The 20418-nt window shown below is 38.7% G+C and carries 21 protein-coding genes; 5 read left to right on the forward strand and 16 right to left on the reverse strand.

The window, feature by feature from the left end:
* The 4 genes from J7J00_RS25115 to J7J00_RS25130 form a co-directional block, all read right to left on the reverse strand.
* Positions 1–763, reverse strand: a 763-nt coding sequence (locus J7J00_RS25115; RefSeq protein WP_214795622.1) for a GerAB/ArcD/ProY family transporter, incomplete at its 3' end; no start/stop codon positions are given.
* Between the two features lie 56 nt (positions 764–819).
* A complete protein-coding gene (locus J7J00_RS25120; RefSeq protein ID WP_286201571.1) occupies positions 820–1011 on the reverse strand; it encodes a hypothetical protein in 192 nt (63 codons plus the stop codon).
* Between the two features lie 26 nt (positions 1012–1037).
* Positions 1038–2282: a Ger(x)C family spore germination protein gene (locus J7J00_RS25125; RefSeq protein ID WP_309487246.1), complete on the reverse strand. Its 1245-nt coding sequence runs from the start codon at positions 2280–2282 to the stop codon at positions 1038–1040.
* Positions 2279–3802 (reverse strand): spore germination protein, encoded by a 1524-nt coding sequence (locus tag J7J00_RS25130; RefSeq protein WP_214795707.1) that lies wholly within the window; start codon positions 3800–3802, stop codon positions 2279–2281. The genes J7J00_RS25125 and J7J00_RS25130 overlap by 4 nt, the downstream gene beginning before the upstream one ends.
* Positions 3803–4252: 450 nt before the next feature.
* Here J7J00_RS25130 and J7J00_RS25135 point away from each other — a divergent pair, with 450 nt between their 5' ends.
* Positions 4253–6322: a Na+/H+ antiporter gene (locus J7J00_RS25135; protein WP_214795624.1), complete on the forward strand. Its 2070-nt coding sequence runs from the start codon at positions 4253–4255 to the stop codon at positions 6320–6322.
* 90 nt (positions 6323–6412) lie between these two features.
* On the forward strand, positions 6413–6559 hold the full coding sequence (locus tag J7J00_RS25140) for a hypothetical protein (RefSeq protein ID WP_214795626.1): 147 nt from the start codon (positions 6413–6415) through the stop codon (positions 6557–6559).
* A 120-nt stretch (positions 6560–6679) separates the two neighbouring features.
* On the opposite strand, the gene J7J00_RS25145 is transcribed toward J7J00_RS25140, so the two are convergent.
* From J7J00_RS25145 to J7J00_RS25170, 6 genes are all read right to left on the reverse strand, one after another.
* Positions 6680–7096 (reverse strand): DUF3021 domain-containing protein, encoded by a 417-nt coding sequence (locus tag J7J00_RS25145; RefSeq protein WP_214795628.1) that lies wholly within the window; start codon positions 7094–7096, stop codon positions 6680–6682.
* Complete coding sequence (locus J7J00_RS25150) at positions 7096–7551, reverse strand: LytTR family DNA-binding domain-containing protein (RefSeq protein WP_214743187.1); 456 nt, start codon at positions 7549–7551, stop codon at positions 7096–7098. The genes J7J00_RS25145 and J7J00_RS25150 overlap by 1 nt, the downstream gene beginning before the upstream one ends.
* 176 nt (positions 7552–7727) lie before the next feature.
* Positions 7728–8219, reverse strand: coding sequence for a PaaI family thioesterase (locus tag J7J00_RS25155; protein ID WP_098370880.1), 492 nt, complete (start codon positions 8217–8219; stop codon positions 7728–7730).
* Between the two features lie 324 nt (positions 8220–8543).
* Positions 8544–10334: a glycosyltransferase family protein gene (locus tag J7J00_RS25160; RefSeq protein ID WP_214795630.1), complete on the reverse strand. Its 1791-nt coding sequence runs from the start codon at positions 10332–10334 to the stop codon at positions 8544–8546.
* Between the two features lie 37 nt (positions 10335–10371).
* Entirely contained in the window at positions 10372–10695 is a 324-nt protein-coding gene (locus tag J7J00_RS25165; RefSeq protein ID WP_214795632.1) for a hypothetical protein, read from the reverse strand.
* 20 nt (positions 10696–10715) lie between these two features.
* Positions 10716–11900 carry a glycosyltransferase family 4 protein gene (locus J7J00_RS25170; protein WP_214795634.1) on the reverse strand — a complete coding sequence of 395 codons (1185 nt, stop codon included), beginning with the start codon at positions 11898–11900 and terminating at the stop codon, positions 10716–10718.
* Between the two features lie 473 nt (positions 11901–12373).
* Here J7J00_RS25170 and J7J00_RS25175 point away from each other — a divergent pair, with 473 nt between their 5' ends.
* On the forward strand, positions 12374–13210 hold the full coding sequence (locus J7J00_RS25175; RefSeq protein ID WP_214795636.1) for an RMD1 family protein: 837 nt from the start codon (positions 12374–12376) through the stop codon (positions 13208–13210).
* Between the two features lie 650 nt (positions 13211–13860).
* On the opposite strand, the gene J7J00_RS25180 is transcribed toward J7J00_RS25175, so the two are convergent.
* From J7J00_RS25180 to J7J00_RS25205, 6 genes are all read right to left on the reverse strand, one after another.
* Positions 13861–14343, reverse strand: coding sequence for a GNAT family N-acetyltransferase (locus tag J7J00_RS25180; RefSeq protein ID WP_214795638.1), 483 nt, complete (start codon positions 14341–14343; stop codon positions 13861–13863).
* A 271-nt stretch (positions 14344–14614) separates the two neighbouring features.
* Entirely contained in the window at positions 14615–15184 is a 570-nt protein-coding gene (locus J7J00_RS25185) for a YdhK family protein (protein WP_214795640.1), read from the reverse strand.
* Positions 15185–15365: 181 nt separating this feature from the next.
* The gene (locus tag J7J00_RS25190; protein ID WP_142323951.1) at positions 15366–15509 is read right to left on the reverse strand and encodes an anti-repressor SinI family protein; all 144 of its coding nucleotides are present in this window, start codon (positions 15507–15509) and stop codon (positions 15366–15368) included.
* A gap of 360 nt (positions 15510–15869) precedes the next feature.
* The gene (locus J7J00_RS25195; protein WP_214795642.1) at positions 15870–16499 is read right to left on the reverse strand and encodes a hypothetical protein; all 630 of its coding nucleotides are present in this window, start codon (positions 16497–16499) and stop codon (positions 15870–15872) included.
* A gap of 222 nt (positions 16500–16721) precedes the next feature.
* Positions 16722–17489, reverse strand: coding sequence for an arylamine N-acetyltransferase family protein (locus J7J00_RS25200; RefSeq protein ID WP_214795644.1), 768 nt, complete (start codon positions 17487–17489; stop codon positions 16722–16724).
* A gap of 463 nt (positions 17490–17952) precedes the next feature.
* The gene (locus J7J00_RS25205; protein WP_144528520.1) at positions 17953–18798 is read right to left on the reverse strand and encodes a manganese catalase; all 846 of its coding nucleotides are present in this window, start codon (positions 18796–18798) and stop codon (positions 17953–17955) included.
* Positions 18799–19094: 296 nt separating this feature from the next.
* Between J7J00_RS25205 and J7J00_RS25210 the strand changes: the two genes are divergently transcribed.
* Positions 19095–19613 carry a DUF2243 domain-containing protein gene (locus J7J00_RS25210; protein ID WP_214795646.1) on the forward strand — a complete coding sequence of 173 codons (519 nt, stop codon included), beginning with the start codon at positions 19095–19097 and terminating at the stop codon, positions 19611–19613.
* Positions 19603–20385 carry a cytochrome c oxidase assembly protein gene (locus J7J00_RS25215; RefSeq protein ID WP_214795648.1) on the forward strand — a complete coding sequence of 261 codons (783 nt, stop codon included), beginning with the start codon at positions 19603–19605 and terminating at the stop codon, positions 20383–20385. The genes J7J00_RS25210 and J7J00_RS25215 overlap by 11 nt, the downstream gene beginning before the upstream one ends.
* The last annotated feature ends 33 nt before the right edge of the window (positions 20386–20418 follow it).

Here is a 20418-nt window from a genome sequence, read left to right on the forward strand (position 1 = left end):
ATCGAGATACGTTCATCAAGGGAAAATTCTTTGAGGGTGTTGTTGACCCGAGTACAAAAAGAACCAAAAGATTCACCACTATTAACGTCATCATCACGGCAAAAACTGTCATCATCCCGGATTTCATCCCTTTTTTCATATCCGCCAAAAAAGGAAGAAGAAAAATGATCAGAAAAAACTCGCTGAACCATCCTCCCGGTACAATCGCACCCTTGATTGGGGGCATTAAGCCATTTTCCAATACCGGGAATATATTCTTAAAATCGAAGTCAGGAATCAGCAAGATGATTAAGATACAGACTGGAAAAATAAAAACCGGTACAAACAACTCAGCAGATCGCCCCAACACTTCTATTCCCCCGCGTACGATGAACGCACACAGAAGTATCATCGATAACATGATCACACTAATCGGGGTACGTACCAGAAAAGAGCCGACAACAAATTCTGCGTAGTCTCTAAGGATTAGCCCCGTGTTCTGGATATAAAAAAACAAGAGTAAAAAACCGAAAATTTTCCCCGGAATCCGACCAATGATTTTTTCAGTGAATTGGAAAACCGTTTGTTTTGGATAAATTTGGTGCAATTTATAAGCGATATACACCGTCAGAAACCCTATGAGCGCAGCAAAAATGGGGGACATCCATAAATCTGTTTTGGCATATTTGGCAGTGATGCTTGGAACTCCGAGAATAGCCGTTGCCACAATCGTCGGATACATCATGAATGCCATCTGCAGAGATGAAATTTTTCCTTTCTCCATCGGCTCCCTCCTTTCTTTAATAGAATGATTTAATCCCGCAACAACCACTAATAGATTCACTTTTCCATAAACTCTCCAAATGGCCTAAAAAGGGTTTCCACCCATTGAGTGGGTCCGGACATCTGTGGGAGATTGAACATGGACAGAACCAAGCCAGTGAGGAGCAGTGTAAGAAATGCCACTTTATCTTTTTTGGGATTCTTTTTCATTTTCGGCCATTCAAACAAAATGATTAAAGCTACGATCACGGTTGTACATAAAAAAGCCCCCCATCTCACTTGTCCTTCACCTCATTTTCAGACAAACCTGCCGGTTTGTTTATATAGCCCTGTCTTCGAATATGGGCCGCAACATCGATTTCCACTTCCATCTCAGCGAATATATCATCCCAGTGGTTTTCGACCTTATTAAACTGTTTAGGATATTTCCTATAGAAATCTTTACCCAACCCTAAAATGTCCGCTTTCTTATCCTGAGAATGCAGAAAAGCCAACTTGATGCGATTTTCTATATCTTTTTGATATGCTCGTTCTGCAACATTAAAAGATTTTGGACTTGTAAGGTCTAAATTCGTTCCATTTTGTATAACAGCTCCTTCTGTATTTACCTTCACCAACAATTTCCATTTATCATTGATAATTTGCGGAATGATCTTGACTTGGGCTGTCACTGGATTTAAAGAAATCTCCCCTTTCACACCTTTGGGTTGTAAGGTCACGGTATATGATTCCATTTCATCTCTTAACCACAATAGCCCTCTTGTTTCTTTTTCCGTCATCGTCCCGATCATCTTATCTTTTTTAAAAACGGCTGTTCCGACAATGTAAGGAATTCCCTGTAATCTCGTTTGCCCTTTCGCTGGCGGCAATATTTTAACGAATGGAAGTGCAGCCGTTTGAGGCTTACCCGTTAACATTTCATCTAAATCCTGTAGTGTGACCAGCATCGCAATATGTAAATCAGATAGTTCTCTAAGCACTTCCCCTGAATAGTTTTCCAGTGGTGGCAAAGATTCAAGGATAGGTTTTGCTTTCCCTTTGCTGACATACACATTTGCTTTCTCTCTTGGCTGCGGATGGCGCAGCAAAAAGTCCATCTGTTCTTGAATTCCTTCCTTCGCTAACTTTTCACCGAATACAAATACTTTACAATGTCCCCAAAATATTTTTCGCGGAAGCTTGCTTTGAAGCTTAGACAATGCATCTGAAATATTGGAGCCTTTTGCAGATCTCACCATTGTCGTAACCCCACTTCCCCCTTGACTGCCCCCTCCTTGACCGCCTCCACTGCTAATTGAACTTGGAATAAAGACTTGGACGGATAATTCGATTTGATTATTACCCTTCTTATCGATGGCGGCTGCTGTGACAATCGCCAAGTCAGTGATTTCTATTCGATCCCAACAACCGCTTAGAAAAGGGGTCGTTCCACAAATAACGAGCAAAAGAAGGACGTTTTTCATGAAATGACGCTTCTTTCCTTTCTCCAATATCCTTTTTCGCCTCCAGCTATTATTCACTCCGTTTCACTCCCCCTTTTTGGATTTGGACTCTGTTCCGGGGCTTGACGGTATACATTAGAATCCCCTGTGAGACGCGGGCGTGAATCCATCATCCACCAAGGGGCTCTCCACAGCACATCTTTCAGCTCTTTACCTTTTAACGGCGCCAGTGGCGCTAAGTATGGAACGCCAAAGGACCGTAAGCTGCATAAGTGAATGACTATGGCGATGATTCCCATCATGATGCCAAGCAGTCCTAAGGTACCGGCAAGCAGCATCATTGGAAAACGCAGCATCCGGAAAGCAATTCCGGCAATATAGCGAGGCATCATAAAAGAAGCGATTCCCGTAATTGCAACCACAATGACCATTGGCGCTGAAACCAAGCCCGCTTGTACGGAGGCTTGACCAATCACTAGCGCTCCAACAATGCTGACGGCAGAACCTACCTGCTTCGGCAATCGAACCCCTGCCTCTCTTAGTGCTTCAAACGTAATTTCCATAGCCAATGCCTCTACTATTGCAGGAAAAGGGACCGATTCCCGGGATGCTGCTACGCTTAGCAGGAGTGCGGTTGGGACCGCCTCATGATGGAACGTTAAAATAGCAACATAAAGTGAAGGAAGCAAAAGAGATAATCCCATAAAAAAATATCGTAACCAACGGATAAAAGTGCCTGCCATAAAACGTTGAGCATAATCCTCTTGTGATTGAATCAAAGAAAAGAAGGATATTGGTGCAATTAATGTAAAAGGGGTTCCTTCTACAAGAATGACAGCCCGTCCCTCCAGTAAGCTGGCACAGGCTACATCCGGCCGTTCTGTCGACATGATCTGAGGGAAAGGTGAATACGGATTGTCCTCGATCATTTCCTCGATGTACTCGCTTTCTAAAATACCGTCTATTTTAATTCGTTCTAACCGAGTTGTAATCTCTTCAATCAGTGTTTTATCCGCAAGTCCATCAATAAAAGCAATTGAAACATTCGTCCGGGTATACGTTCCGATCTTCATCGATTGTATTTTAAGGGCAGGACTTTTAATAATACGTCGCAATTGGGACGTATTTACTTCTAGAGATTCAATGAATCCCTCTCGTGACCCTCTAACTCCCCCCTCTGCCACAGGTTCTTCAATCGCCCGCTTTTCCCATTTGGACAATCCTAAAGAAAATCCATCGCTTTCCCCTTCATATAGAAGGATCGGGTTTCCAGAGGAAATCGATTCAATGCAATCCGCCAACATATTCACTTTCACCACTTTAGGAACGGGCATTTTATGTTCAATAAACTCATTTAATGGTTGTGGTTCTTTTGATGCCTCTTGCATGAGTGAAGATAGCACATATTGCTCTATCGCCTCGATGTCAGAGAGTCCCGCAATGTAAATAAGCATCGCCCGCGTCTTTCCGAAAAGTAAGAACGAACGGAACATGACATCCGAGCAATTATCATAAACAGTACGAAGTGTTTCTACATTTTGACTGAAATTCGCATCAAGTGAATCTGCAGGCTTAGAATCCAGGTAATTATTTTGCATCAGGGATTTTTTTACTTTCTTTTTTCTTAACAATTTGCCTACATTACGAATCAAGCTGGTTACCCCCATTTTTTTGCAGGTCGCTCTAACTCCATTTTTCTATGTTTCTTCATTAAGGGTATTTTATACAGAAAATCATGAGCTCAGCATGAATTATATTTAGCAGAATTGAAAAGCTATGTTATAAGTTGATATTGAATAAACCATAATCCTTTGAGATATCCTGTTTGTGATTAATAACAAAAGGGTATATCAAAAACCGAGACTACATATTAGTCGAAAATACTGTCTCTGTTTAAATATTGATTTTGACCAAGATATGCAAGACGATAAAGTAGGGGAACTTTTTAAAGGATGGATATTCGCTTTAAAATACCCTCTGCTTTTTTATCTTTTTATAGAAGTTTCATGGGCAAACAGACTAAAACATTAGAAGATAAGGGAGATTCTATGTCATTCTTAATCACATTGCTCGGATTATTAGTTTCCACGATAATCGCTACAATATTAAATGCCATATGGACTCGTATTCCACTACCGATATATCAAATATCCATGGGAGCAGTGCTTTCATTATTGCCATTACAATTATCGTTGGATTTTCATTCAGAATTATTCATGATCTGTGTCATTGCTCCGCTGCTCTTTACAGAAGGAAAAAATACGTCCCGTAAAGAAATGCTTGAATTGCGTAAGCCTATTCTGTTATTGGCCTTTGGGTTAGTATTTGTGACCGTTTTTGCAGGCGGTTTTTTCATCCACTGGTTAATACCCGATTTGCCGATGGCTGTCGCTTTTGCTTTAGCAGCCACGATTACCCCTACGGATGCCGTAGCGGTACAAACGATTACAAAAGGATTGAAATTGCCTGGAAATATGATGCCCATCCTTGAAGGTGAATCACTTTTCAATGATGCTGCTGGAATCGTTGCTTTTAAAGTTGCCTTGGCAGCTGCATTAACTGGAGTATTTTCTATAAAAGATGCTTCGCTTAATTTTATATTGGTAGCTTTAGGCGGTATCTTTATAGGTATCCTATTGGGCTATTTAATCGTTAAATTACGATTATTTTTACGGGTTCACGGACTTGAAGAAATCTCCATGTCCATTGTTATTGAACTAATTACGCCTTTTGCCATATATATGGTAGCTGAAGAATTCCATGTATCCGGCATCTTGGCAGTGGTCGCTGCCGGTGTAATACATGGCATCGAGCGGGATCGCCTTCAGAGCTCCACTACTAAATTGCAAATTGTATCAACTAATACATGGTCTGTATTAGGTTATGTTTTGAATGGACTTGTATTTGCCTTGTTAGGATTCATGTTGCCGAGTATTTATCAGGAAATTGAGTCCGGCTTAAATAGGGGTAATCTTTTTGGGATAAGTGTTTTAATTGTTCTTTTATTATTGGTGATCCGTTTTATTTGGGTATACATTCTGCATGATACGTTTACGAAAAACAGAGTGAATCCATTAGAGCAATTCATCATGTCAAGGGTCCATTCAGAAGATAGCGATGACACCGATGAGGAGAATGTTTCAAGATCACGATTTGCATTTTTGACATCCGTTAGCGGCATTCATGGAACCATTACATTAGCTACAGCTTTATCCATACCATATTTCATGCCGGATGACACTTTATTCCCGATGCGTAATACAGTCTTGTTTATCGCAGCTTGCGTTATATTGTTAAGCGTCATATTGGCTACAGTTCTCTTGCCATTACTGGTAAAGACACCGATTGAATTCAAAGATGAACGCCTAACCACTGAGGAAGCTTATAAAATTGTTTTAAATAAAACGATCAATCAGCTGAACAAAGAAGCAACCATCGATAATCAGAAAGCTGTCCATCAAGTGATGGAAGATTTAAATGAACAACTGATAGATTTGGAGCGGGGAATAACGAATAGACCGGATAATCGGACAATACGAGATTTAGTTGAGCTAGGTGCCAACAAGGAATTGGAGGTCGTTTCCGGATTAGTCGAAAAAGGGACTATATCGGAAACAGCCTTTGAACTTTATAAAGTGTATATTTCAAGAACCTTAAATTATATGCAAAAATCGTCGTTGAAAAGGGCTTGGATCAATTTGCAGGCCATTCTTTTCAAGAAAAAGATCAATGTCAAATGGGATAAGAAATGGGAAGCGAAATTAGAGGACTCCTTCGTTAAAAATGCTGACCTGATCCGGGAGTTCCGTAAAACACAAAAAGAAGCTTCAAAGGAAGCTATTTCATTGATCAAACAACAAACTACACCTAAAAACCGTCATGAAGTCATGCTTGTCATTCAAAGATATAATCGTTATTTGAATCCATTCGGAACATTAAGTGAAAAAGAAGCAAATCGCTTTAAGGAGATGGTGAGTCATTTTCAGTTGAATGCAATGCAAATCGAACGTGATATCATTCAGCAAATGGTTGAAGATAAGCAAATATCCATGCAAACAGCGACTGAGCTTAGACAAAACTTAATCTACGATGAAATGTTAATGATAGAAAGCCGATAAAATATAAGGAGACACCGATTCAACATGGAGCGGTGTCTCTTTATTTAAATCCAAAGGGGGTCAAACAAATGGAGTAATACCACAGGAAAAATGAAAATGCAAAGACCTGCTATAGATCGAGCAGGTATAAGGGATTTCAGTTTAAGTTGGTACGGTATCTTCATGGCACCTGATACCATTATCCTTTTTGGTGTTCTTGTTCGGTCAAATGGTAAGTTAATCGTTTTGCAGCTTTAACTGTTGTTTCAATTGAACATACGGCAGTAGATGCAAGGATCATGAAGCCGGCGGGTTATATGAAAATGCCTTTATACTCTTGCTGTTCAGCTTTACACCGCTCTAACTGATCACTCACGTTCAATTCCTTCTTTTATCAAGTCCATCATTCAATATTTTCATTTGGAAGCGGAAGTAGAGATAGAATATGGCCCAAATGATCATATAGAATGGTATGAAAATCCCAATTCCTATGGCTAATCCTTTTAAGCTGAATGGAATCCAACCAACAAAAAAGGATAATAGGAAGTAAAGAATGCTGACAGTCAGGAAGTGCAGTATGGTTTGAGATAACAAACTCCATTTTTCATTTTCAAAGAAGAGTGTTGCCGTGCTGAAGAACCAGCCACATAATATACAGCCTATCGCGTTTTTTACAAATATTCCACTGTCCAATGAAGTAGCCTCCCCAAAAGCGATCACCCCAAAACATGTCAGCACCATCACGAGTGCCCCAAAGCAAATTCCAACAAAACTTCGGAATAATAGTGTTTTCATCATAATCCCTTCCTTTTCCATTGAAATGCTTTCTTGATCCCTTGAACATAGTGGCGAGAAACATATTCTTTTTCCCCTGATCGGAAATACACACATAAGGTCCCGTTGAAAGATGCCTCGAATCTGCTTAACTCATCCAAATTGGCAATCACTGACTTGGACAATCGCACGAATTGATTACCGGGAAGGTCTCTTTCCAGTTCATATAACCTTTCTTTCATTTCGAAAGTACCCTGTTTCGTCCGCACCATTATGGAATCTTGCTCTGTAAACAAACAGATAATTTCTTCTGCCCGGAAGACATGCTGCATTTCTTCTTTTCTCCCAACAAAATACGGTCTTTTCCTCTCCTTCAAGCGCTCCATCAGTTCCTGCACTTCCTCATTCCATTCGTGATTGCGGATAAGCACCTCTATCGCCTTGATCTCCTCATCTATCTCTACGTTTATTTTCATTCTGCGACCTCCCTTTGCTTATAATGTAAGTATATTAATATCTTCCATATTTAGATTGTGATTTCCATCTACATGCCACTTTATAGCGATAACATGCTTGAAATGGATATTCAGATACACTAAATAACCGCCCAAATAATTGGACGGCCCTTTGATATAAAATGCGTTTATATTGATTAAGATCTCTCTTTGCTTGTAAAAGTACTTGGCATCACAACAGCGATTACCTCTCCACGGGCGCAAAGTTTATCGATGGCAAAAACTTCAGTTTCGATTCTCCATTTCTTAGGATGAATTTCATGAACCGTCCCAACGGCTATTAATGGCACATCATTTGGGGTTGGCTTTACGAACTCCACTTTCAGTGAAGCTGTCACGAACCTTGGAGGCTCCACTCCATCTCCAACTTCATGACCATTTTTACGGTGCAATGCAATAGCAGCGGAACCTGTTCCATGACAATCAATTAAAGATGCAATCAAGCCGCCATAAACAAATCCTGGAATTGCGATATGCTCTGGTCGTGGTGTATAAATTGTCCTTGTTTGCTCGCCTTGCCAACCCGTTCGAAAATGATGACCATCTTTGTTTAAGCGACCACATCCATAACACCATGCAAATTCATCTGGATAATCATCTTGAATCGCTTTTAGCACATTTTCCTCCATCATCTCTCCCCCTTTTTCAAAATATTATAACATCTTTAAAGGACAATCGGTCTATTTGGGTAATTGCTGAAAGGTTAGTTTATCTGTAATTCCGTAATTCTTTATTAAGCTTACGTCCAAGTTTTAATTTTCATGGAATGGTAAACTGACGCGCTTTATACATACTGTGGAAATCGACAACACACATAAAAATTTTGCAAAAAGCCCTGTTCATTTACTCGATATAAATGACAAAGGCCCCTGTAAGCGTGCAGCATTCAGGAGCTTTCCTTTGACTAATATATAGTTAAGAAGTGTCTGCCATTGCATTGACTAATTGCATTATTAGAAGTTAAGCCTTTTTCTTATATCCCAATACTTGAATGTCATTTTACCCATTTTCGACTTCGAAAGTGAATCATATTTACGTCCAAGTGCTAGGTTTTGTTTTTCTAGCTTAGTAATTTGTTTAAGTTGAACTGTGTTCAGTTTTTTTAATTTCTTTACTTCTTTAACCAATTCTTTATTTTTCACTTTAATTTCAGTGTTTTTATTATCGACAATTGCCCGTTCTTTCATTGAAATTTCCACATCTTTTGGTTTTAATTTAGGATTGCCATAGGTTTCAAACCCTATCGTATTTAAATATGGCATGTTTTTTTGAAAATTTTGTTCAAAGTTTCCATAACTTTTATGGATGTGGAAAAATGTATAACATCCAGCTTTTCCCGCTGAAATGATTTGACCATACCCAGACAGTTTAAACAGTTTTTCAACTCGTTTTATTTCTTCAGGTATGTTTTTGACAATATAAGTGAAAACTTCGTCAACATTAAACTCTGCAGGCAATTTTTTCACTTTTTTTGATGGTGTATGCTGATTCAGTTCATCAAAGTCATCTTCATCAATATAAAACATGTCCGTACTTTCATTTACATAATCTGTAATACGTTTGCTCCATAATAGCCCTTGCAGTTTTTTTATTGCTTCCGAAAATAAAAACTGTCTGCTAACTTGATACATTCGTTGTGCCGCAAACTCATATATATCCTTATCACATAGCGCTAATTTGACAGCGTCACGGAAATCCTTCTCTGTAACAGCATATAACGGGTAATCTTCGCCAAAAAGCTTTATATGCATTTCGGTTGGATTCATTATTACAGCCTTCCTTAAGATCCCATACTCCAATAGCTTTGTAGACAGTTCCAGACTGCTGTCCATTTCCACACTTCTCCAGGTTATCCCAATATCACCGTTCACGATTAATTGTTGAGCATTCTCCCTTGTCAATGCCCCGTACCATGTAAGCCCATCTGTATTTTTAAGGAGGTATGCCGCTTCTTCCTTAAACTGAGAATCTTCTTTAACCCATTTGAATTTATCCCCCGCTACATCAAGTGATAGATTCGGAATCTCGCGTTTTAATTCTTTAAAAGCAGTAATGATGGGAATGGTCTTCCAATCTGGGTCGAATTTCCCTGTATATACAAGTTTGTTTTTTAACCGGTTCTGCCCTTCTGCTGATTCAACGTTCGGTATCATCGGGGTAAGCAGGGAAACTTTGTTTTTTTCTTTATTCAAATTAAGAATCTCAATGACAAATTCGCACATCTCTTCTGTTTGACATAAGAAATACGCACACTGATCATATATATTTTTGATGCTCTCAAATTTTTCTTCATTAACATCCTGACCTATGTGAGTCAAGCCTGTAGCATAAACTAATGTATTCTTTATGATATGCTTATGCTTTGCTATTTTTTCAACAGTCTCAATGCTTCTTACAAATAGCCAATCATATCCCTTTTGACTCCAATAATGAGAAATGAGCATTTCAGCTATATCAAAATCAATGACACCTTTTTTTACCCATTCATCATCGTTGGCTTCAAAAAAAGGATCAACAAAAGGATTGAGGATGGTTATATTATCAAATTTCTCAAGAGGCTGAATTAAGATATCACGTTTGACCGGACTAGCTAAAAGTAAGTCAACTTCGATGTTGGAATCTAACGCAATGGTCGATGCTAAGGAAGATAAAAATACTGCAGATCCATCCATTGAATTCATGTCAATAAAGCCAAATAGAAGCACCTTCATTTTTCTGTTTTCAACTAGTTCATGTGAATTCAAAGTTTTCACTCCAATGACTGAAATCTGATATGAATTTTTACTTTTTTATTTGTTCTTTAATAGATGATTTAAGCGCAAGATATTTTAACGTGAATTTCCCTGCATATGTAACGTTGAATTTGTGTTCTAATAACTTAAGTCTTCGTATTTCTTTGTTAAGTTTACTATTTTCTTTTTGGGCCATCTTACTTTTTTCTAATTCTTCCCGCAGCATATTATTTTCTTTTGTAATATTCTCAATTATTTTTTGCTTTTCAGCGCCACTTTCCTCTATGAGCTCCAATGTCATGGACATCATATCTTTCATTTGTAATTCAAGTTCCTCATACATAGTTTTCCAATATTCGTTTCGTTCGTCCATATTGAAAAAACTCCCCTCATTTAACCTTGGATAATCTCCAATTCTCTTTTAATAACAACATCTACCGCGCATTTTTCTCGAATCGACTGAGAAGCTTGTTTTGATACTCTTAAAAATACGTCCGAGTTGTAATATAAGCGCTCTATTGCATCGGCAATTTCGATAGGGGACTCAGGCTTTGTTAGAAGGCCAGAAACGTCGTGTTTTACGAATTCCGGGATTGCCGTAATATCTGTTGAAATCGGCACTAGCCCACTCGACATTGCCTCACACATAGAAACTCCTTGAGAATCCAAACGGGTCGGGCAAAGGAAAATTCCATACTCCTTATGTAATGCAGCGATTTGCTCCTGAGATAGGAAACCTTTATGAATCGTCACATTCTCAAAATCCCGGATTGACTCAACGGTTTGATCGAACAATTTCCCATCACCATAAAATGCAAATTCCAACTTATCGAAGTATGGTCTCTTCGATAGTTCCAGCACCGCTTTCACCGATAAATCATTGGCATATTTTCGTGAAGCGTATGGCCTGATTGAAAGGACTTTTGTCCGCTTTTCAACAGGCTTTTCGATAAAGGTAAACAGATTGTCATCTATTACATTAGGAATGATTACTGAATTTTTCGATTCTGCTCTTGCGTCACATTCCGCAATATGTTCTTTGAACCATTTGGAAATATGAACAAATGTTGTATCCAATTCATTCGTTTGGTAAAACCAATTCATAAAAGAAAGCTGTTCTACATAATAGTCGCCCGACATTTCAAGTATCTTCCTCAAGCTTTCAGGGCTTTCAAGAAAATTAAACCATCTTCTATGCCATGCTTCCGTTTCAAATCCATGTATCCAGGTGATAATCGGTAAATCTGTGTTCGTTTCTTTTATCGCTTGTACCATTTTGGGATTAACAAAATGAATGAGCGCTTTTTTATGTACTTTATGATTTAAGAAAATGCGCAGATGCTGTTCAGTTCCTCGATAAACAGGCACATCTTCATACGTATACTTTTCTGCTTTTTTATAGGCAGGATGCAAAACAAAGACATCAACCTTCAAACCCTGATCCAGATAAGCCTTGACTCTTCGGTGGATGAACCCATTCCGATATAACTGATCTTCATGTGGATAAGCATTCGTAATGATTACATATCTATCTTTTTCACTAAATGTAAGCTCATATAGATTTATAGATTCCTCCATTTTTGTCACTCCTACTATTCAGTCATCTTCAATCAGCCTGCTACTTATCTGTAAATGAAGGATTTTTAGAAGACCCTATTCCAATCACTTTTAAAACCGTCAATCGATTATAACAAACATGTATTACTGAATATTGACATCAATATGAGAATTCTGTAAATAAAAGTAAAGTTTTCATGAACTTTTATATGTTTTTGTTAAGTTTCAGTAATGACATAACTGGGAGGATCAGCATTCGTAAAATCGCCCTCTTACATATAAACTATTGTATTTTAAGTCTGTTAATTGGACTTGGGAGTGTAGAGCATAAAACCAAAGGCTTAGACTTGAGTATCTTTTATATCATTAATGGGATTTATTGGTTCATACACCAATCAGTAAACTTTTTCTACCTTCAAGAATTATTCAAGCATGTTTTTGTAAGAATAGAATAGAATCGAAAAAAGACCAATTTGCTGAAGAGAGTGATATAGATGGAACCAATTACCTTTAAAGCATGTGCAATCACTAATGAAATTGATTTGAACAAAATCGCCATTCATTGCGGCATCCCTAAAAAATTCACCTGGGAAGAGCCTTTAATCCTTAAAGGCGATATTCTAAGTTCCATCCTTAATAAAAATGTGGACGAATCACAACAGGTGCTGGTTTTTTCCTTTGGCAGCATTGTTTTCATTAATTACTCACACGCGGATGAGATTAAGGAATTTTCATCCTTTATCCATTCTTTCGAGCCGGATATTGATCTCGTTAATGTAGATAGATATACAGACGATTACAGCCTTCACTTCAGTGAAACTGAAAACATCAATTTGACAGACGAATATGTAGTTGTGCCTAAATATGAATTTTTCTACCCTGAATTAATTTCCACTATTCTCGCAAAATCGGTGGCACTTGAAAAAACCGAGGAACAACTCGGAAAAATTCACGACAAGCTCGAAGCCATGATAGACCGACTGGAAAAAGGCAAGTTGAGAATCGGCAACAAGGAACTAGCGAGGACGACGGCAAAAATCGTACGTCACGAGTACAATACCCTAGCGTATATCATGATTCTGGATAAACCTGATATTACATGGACAAGCAGTATTGCCGGCGAATTTTATGACAGAATGCTTGATTTTTTTGAATTGAATGATCGGTATAAAATCTTGAAAAGTAAAACTGAAATTTTATATAACATTATGGATGGGTTTTCAAACATCAGCCATTCGATCAGGGGACTATTCGTTGAATGGATCATTGTGATTCTCATTGTCTTTGAGATTGTTCTGACGATTTTAGAAATTGTAGGGTGGAGACCTTGAATTTTGAATATATCGTATCGATATTAAAATTATAGGGAAAAATCTCCTGCATGGTAAGTGGGGATGGAGACCTTTCCAAAAAATAAACATCATTAAGATGTTTCAGACTGTAGACAAATTCGAAAAACGGGTTTGCTTACAGTTTTTTTCTTTGAAAAACGTTCCAATTGATTTCAGAAATCCGCTCCCTTTCCGCAGACTATCTGCTAAGCATCTAGCGTGTCTCGGCTAGCCAGTTATTCGGCAGGAGTGTCGCAACTTTCCATTCTAGTATGGGTTTCTTCCCATATAAAAGAGTGAAAAATCTTGGGAATCATTCCATCGATAATGCCGTGAAAGGGATTATGGATAACACCATCCCGAACCCAATTTTGTCGACAAACTGAAGTGAAGGGATTATTAAGATGCTTATTTTGCGTTTTACCACTCTCTCATTTTTAAGTTACTGTGTATGGAAGTTTAATTAAATTCCAACCATACCGGGGACTAGGTACTATAGGAGATTCCCATTTCCTTTATGCCTCAAATATGATTGATCCCCTTATCGTTTACCTCTCATGGGAGAACGTTTTGTCTTCTATCATACTCCCCCGAGGTTGCAAACACGTTCCACTGCCCTCTATATATTCCGGAAGATATCTAAAGCTCCCTTAATCCAGAGCAAAGTGGAAAATACATTCCACCCCTTCTTCCCCGTTAAATCTGTATCCTTTGTCAACGAATCCAGCTTTTTTATATAAATTTATCGCTGGAACATTCGAATGATGCACCGTTAGAATAATCTCATTTTTATCTGGATGACTTAGTTTGATCATCTCAGGCAACACTTTTAAAGTCTTAAAAGCCAGCCCCTTTTTTTGATGGCGCAAATCCAAGGAGAATGATTTAAGAAGAACCGCATTCTCATTACTTGTATATTGATTTCCCGCTTTATCCGTATATAAGGCAAAACAACCAATCAAATCCTGATCTAAATAAATGACCATGGGGAGATTATATTTATCCTTTCTGAAGTCTTCGATAACTTTCAAAGGTAAAGAAGTATAGATTGCTTGTTCTATAGGTAAACAATAGTTGCTCAGCGCCTCATAGTCATTTTCCATAAAAGGTCTAATAGTTAATCCAGTCACCATACTTACACCCCATTTTTTACATTTTGATAAATCCATATTAACAGATACTAAAGTTTTACAATCCACTACATACAATAATTTTCAAGAAAGTTTTCACAAAAAAAGGAATGGCTTGTTTGCCATTCCTTCAGACTGTAGACAAACTCGAAGAAAAGCGAGTTGTTTACACTTTTTAAATAAACGTTCCTGCTGGTTTCATCCATAAAAAAGTAACCATGAAGGATAACCAAGACTTATTTTCTTCTTCTGTTTTGCAAATCATGGTGTTAAATCATTTAGACGCTGATAATTCACTTTCCGTTACCCATTTATGGTTCTTTACTTTTTCACCCCCTGTAGTAGGTGTGAAATCGACCATATAAACAGTCGTTTTTTCAGCAGATTCAACTTCAGCGACTGTCCCGTTCATCCCTTCCATATGAGAAGCATTTACTGTGATCTTCGCTCCGGGTTCATACGTCTTCTCACCTGCATCTTTGATTTCTTCTTGAATGATCCATTTATGATTTTCCACCTTTTCTCCGCCAGTTGCAGGCGTATACGAAATTGCATAAGCAGTCGTATCAAATGCACCCACTATTGTTGCTTCCGCCCCCTTCATGCTTTCCATATGACCTGATTCGATAATCGCTTGACTTCCAACTTCATAGGTTGGATTTTCTGCAGCTTTTAATCCTTCTGGAACATCACCCGAGCTAGAATGGTTCATGTCCATTTCACTATGTTCCATTTCTTCTTTATCTTCTTTGTTTTTATCATCGCTGTTGGAACATGCGCCAAGGACTAAAAACAGCGCTGCTATTAATGATAGGATGGTAGGCAATTTTGTTCTTTTTTTCATATTGAATAAAACCTCCTTTATGATTGCATCCATCTTACCAATTAAATATGCAGAAAATATGGAGTGACTTGTAGCAAAAGAAATGGTGTCCTCATACTTTTTTTATTAAAGGTCTGCAAAAAGAAGAACCTTTCTCCGCAGATAGAAAAAAACACCTTTCTTTGGTTGAACAGAATTCTATTTAGCCTCCACAATCGCTACTTTTATTGCTATTCGACTTTTCTTGTAGAAACTTTTTGAATTGCTCTTTTGTAACATCCGATTTCATTGCCAATGTGACTAATTCCAGCCATTCGGCAGGAAGGTTTCTATCAAAATCCTTCATATCATCATCTCTTTCTTTTTATTTTCAGTCTATTTTTCCAATAATGTGTAAAACTATATTCGGAATATCATTATAAATTATCTCAATCATCCATAGCTGCATTTTAGTGTAAATTTAATAAGTCTTTACATTTACATATAAGGCCCCAATGTTTGTTTGTAATCAGGAAATTCCCCATTCTTCTATATTAGTAACCTTAATTATTTAATAATAAAAGTAGTGAACAGCATGCATTCGAGCGTGGTTTAACAGAGGTAAAAAGAGATGGTTTATTGATAGAGGTTATTTGAGGTGAACAATCCTGCCGGATATTGCCTGGAAATCAAGAAAGAAGGACTTGGTCAAAAGTCCCTCTTATGTCTAGTCTCCCAAAGAGTCTCCCAAAGTTGATTGTTCGATTTTTTGTATGATATGTGAAAGGTTCATGGAGGCATGTTTTTTATAATCCCTGCCTATGGATTTGAATAACCCTTTCGCTATACCTATTAACATGGTTTTGGTATGTCCATCCGAAATAATGGACTTATTAGGGAAACTTGATTCAGCTTGCGCACCGCCAATCTTATTAGCTGTTTCCTTAATAAAATCAATGATTTTAATTTCCTGGATTTTCCCTTCGATATCGGTTTTATAGATAATTTGATTTCTCCAAAGCTTTAGCTCAATCCTCTGTTTAGTATAATCGAAGAGGTCTTCCGTAATATGAACATTGCTCATTTGAATGGAGTCTTTAATCGGATACAATTTCGGGTTAGGATTGATTTTCTTAATTAATGATTGGTCAATCGTGACCTTTTCCCGCTTTATGCGCGTAATTTTCGTTTCACATAGAATCAGCCTTAACTGTCCGGCAATTATATTGTTGAACTCTTCTAAACCAAAGAGTTCAACGAGCATTACGCTATATTCCAAAATGGTGATCGCTTCATCGAATTTTCGTTTAGCAGCTGCATTCGATCTAGTAAAAACCAATCGATTCTTCCTCTCCATACCCTTCTCACCCCACTGAATTAGAATCTATTGAATAAATAGTAAAAACTTCCGTATTGGATGTTTTAGACTGTAGACAAATTCGAAAAAAGCGAGTTTACCTACAGTTTTTTAGAAATTCGCTGGCTGTCCGCCAGCCTCCTCGCCGGTATTCATAAAAAACCTGTCGGGAATGGACAGTCTTTCGGTATGGACGCCTTTGATATTCAGTCCTTTTTTCCACTATCTATCGAAGTGCTGTTTCATTAACTCCTTAAATCGTGTTCCATCTATTTCTTCTTTCGTCACTTTCCCATCTTCCCACTGTGTAAAGGATGTATCAGTTAAAGTGATGTTCCCGCTGTTTGTCAAACGGGTGATTAATGGATGCTTATTAAATGGCGATTGGGGATTTTCCCTGATGATCGTTTGGACCTCATTAAGTTCCGCTACATTTCCTACCGGTTTTGAAGAATCGAAAGCATACCCTATTCTCCAATCGCGATCTTTATGTTTCAGTTTTAATTCAAGGACATGATCCCCATGGTCGGTACTTTCTTTTTTTATCCTGAATTCACCATTTTGGGAAACGACCGTTTCTCCGTTCAACGGAACTGGTTTTAAAGGCAGATTCCCTCCAAAACCCGTATCGATCAAATAGGTTCGGCCCTCATGGTTCAATAGAATGGTGACATGGGTCCTTCCTATGGTCATCCACCCCTGATTATAGATGACACCCCGTACCAAGAATACATCAAAGTCATTTTCCTTCAGGAAAAAATAAAGGGCTGCATTCAATTCATAGCATAATCCACCCTCATTCCTCACGAGGACTTTATTCATGATATTCGTTTTATTGATATCACTCAGATGGGATGCCATGATCGATAAGTTTTCAAAAGGAATGGTTTTCGCTGTCTTATCCAGAATTTCCTCTAATTTCTCAAATGTCAGTTTCACATCTTCCTGGAGCCCTATTCTTTTCCTGAATAATGCATTCAATTCATTCATTAAGATTCCCCCTTTAGACAGATACCGACGAAGAGTATCTTGACTTTGTATATATTCATTATACTTTGTCCACATTTCATTCTTCAATCAATCTGCCATTAGCTCCACCTTTTCCCTTTCCACCACTTCCCCAGAAACCTATCCACCAATATTGGATTGGCCATATAACCGAATTCCCCTCAATATCCGTTCTATTTATCGCAGAGGCTTTCACCTTAATTAATATTCGCCCTATTCCGGGGTGGACTTAGAAAAATCTTTAAATAGTAATTGTTCCGCACCTACTGCTTTCATTTGTCCCACTTCTTACTATTTAAATTAGTGATCATTCTTTAAAATGGTGTCTTAAAGATGGAAACTATGCTACTCCAAAACATATCCACAAGCAAATAATCAGATTCAGTAAACATAAAAAAACCGATGTCCCTTTAGGGGCCATCGAGCTTTTCTTGAAAAGTTCCCATTACCTTTTATTAAGCGATTGACTTCTATCCAGGTCATGATGCAATTGTGCCGCCGGAACCTTAGGGTTAGGAATCTGCCCTTTTGCAACTGGTTCAGCTACATAAACAAAATCCCCCGTACCATCTGGGGCGCTTCCTGTTGCCCACAGTCCATCTCCTGATTCATTACCTTCTGACAAGTTCCAGAATTCGTACGCTTCCGGTTGAGATTCCATTTCCGCTTCCGGTGGGAATGACGCGGGAACGACAACGCCATTTTTTTCTTCAAGTTCTGCAATGGCCGCCATCCATTGATATTGGTGGTAACGATCACGGGCTAACATTTTACGGAAGGTTGCACGTACCCCTTCATCTTTGGTCATATGATATAAGCGGGCCACTTGAAGACGTCCTTGGCTTTCAGCATGCAGATTCGATCGCATGTCCGCTAATAGATTTCCGCTCGCTACAATATAAGATCCGTTCCAAGGCACCCCATTCGAGTTGGTTGGCAGTCCGCCAAGTCCGCTTACGAGCAAATGCTGGGGGTTAATTCCACCCATGATTGCTGCTGTAGCTGGATCTTTTGCGGCCTCTGCCTGATCTTCTGGAGAAGCGCCATCAAGTAATTGACTAATGAGCGAACAAAGCATCTCTACATGTCCAATTTCCTCTGTACCAATATCCATCAGCATATCTTTGTATTTTTCTTCCCCACGGCAGTTAAAGCCCTGAAAAAGATATTGCATCATGACAGTCATTTCCCCAAACTGTCCACCTAACACTTCCTGAATTTGACGTGCAAGCATCGGATCTGGCCGCTCTACCTTAACTTCAAATTGCAATTCTTTTTGATGACGAAACATATTAACTCCTCCTTTTATTAATAGTTGACTTTCTAGGTTTTTATTACCCGCCTGTCCATGCTTGAAACATGAATCCAGTTATAATGAACAGTAATTAGAAAAAATTTACATGCAATTAACAATGAACCCTTGAACTAAAAATCCCAAGGATTATCTTAGGACCATGAATGGATCACTAATAAGATTTATAAAAGATCCATTTACCTGTCTATAACTTTGCAATACAGGGTAAAGTAGAAAGAACCATATATAGGAAAATCAACCACATATAAAGAAACTTAAAAGGAGGATGGAAAATGGATTTCAGGCCCCGAAATCAAAAAAATCAATCCATTTCAGAATTACGATATACTTATTCCGCTCGTAATCTATGGTCCGGTTTTCTATTCGGGATCGGATTGGTGGCATTCATCGATGAGGCCATCTTTCATCAGCTATTACATTGGCACCATTTCTATGATAAGTCCACATCCAGTATCGGACTTGTCTCGGATGGTTTATTTCATGCCCTAAGCTGGTTCGCAACGATAGGGTCTCTGTTCATGTTCGCTGACCTTCGCCGCCGAAAGGGATTATGGCTGAAAAGGTGGATAGGAGGAGTTTTGCTCGGGGCAGGTTCTTTTCAGTTATATGACGGGACCATCCAGCACAAGCTAATGCGTCTCCATCAAATCCGTTACAATGTCGATATTCTCCCATACGACTTGATTTGGAACATTGCAGCCGCAATCATGATACTGTTCGGCATTACCTTCGTCATTCAAACAAGGAGCAGCTTACTTAAAATGAAAGAAGACAGCCGCAATGCACAGTAATGGACATATTCATGATAATGGAACTGGTTTTGAACCTATTTTATTGATACTTTTCTCGCTTGTTATAGTTATTTATATCGCAGCTGTCGTAATTTCAAACTGCCGCTATAAAAAATGGCCCTTATACCGTACGTTCTTTTGGATTCTTGGCACAATCTGTGCAGCCTCTGCAATTATAGGCCCCATAGCCAATCGCGCGCATATGGACTTCACGGCGCACATGGTTGGTCATTTACTTCTTGGTATGATTGCACCAATCCTCCTCGTGCTTGCTGCACCTATTACTCTTGCACTGCGAACACTTGATGTACAATCAGCAAGACGCCTTTCAAATTTGTTGAAAAGTTGGCCGCTGCGCATTTTAAGTAATCCAATCACTGCTTCCGCGCTTAATATTGGGGGACTCTGGATACTTTATACGACTGGGCTATATGGGTTGATGCATCAAGATGCCCTTCTACATGCATTGGTGCATTTTCACGTGTTCATAGCGGGCTATCTATTCACTGCGTCCATGATTTATATGGACCCTGCGCCGCACAGGTTCAGCTTCATGTTTCGAGCTATCGTATTTACAATTTCACTGGCCGGCCATGATGTCCTTTCTAAATATATTTTTGCCCATCCTCCAAGCGGAGTCACCAAGGAACAAGCGGAAAAGGGAGGAATGTTAATGTACTATGCCGGTGATGCCATTGACGTTGCACTTATTTGCATCCTTTGCTATCAATGGTTCAAAGCCACCCGGCCTAAGGGTTCACTTGCCTTGTAGGAAGGTGGGTTCCATGATTACTTTGGTAAACTC

The sequence above is a fragment of the Bacillus sp. ISL-4 genome, assembly GCF_018613275.1.
Lineage (GTDB): Bacteria > Bacillota > Bacilli > Bacillales > DSM-1321 > Peribacillus > Peribacillus simplex_E.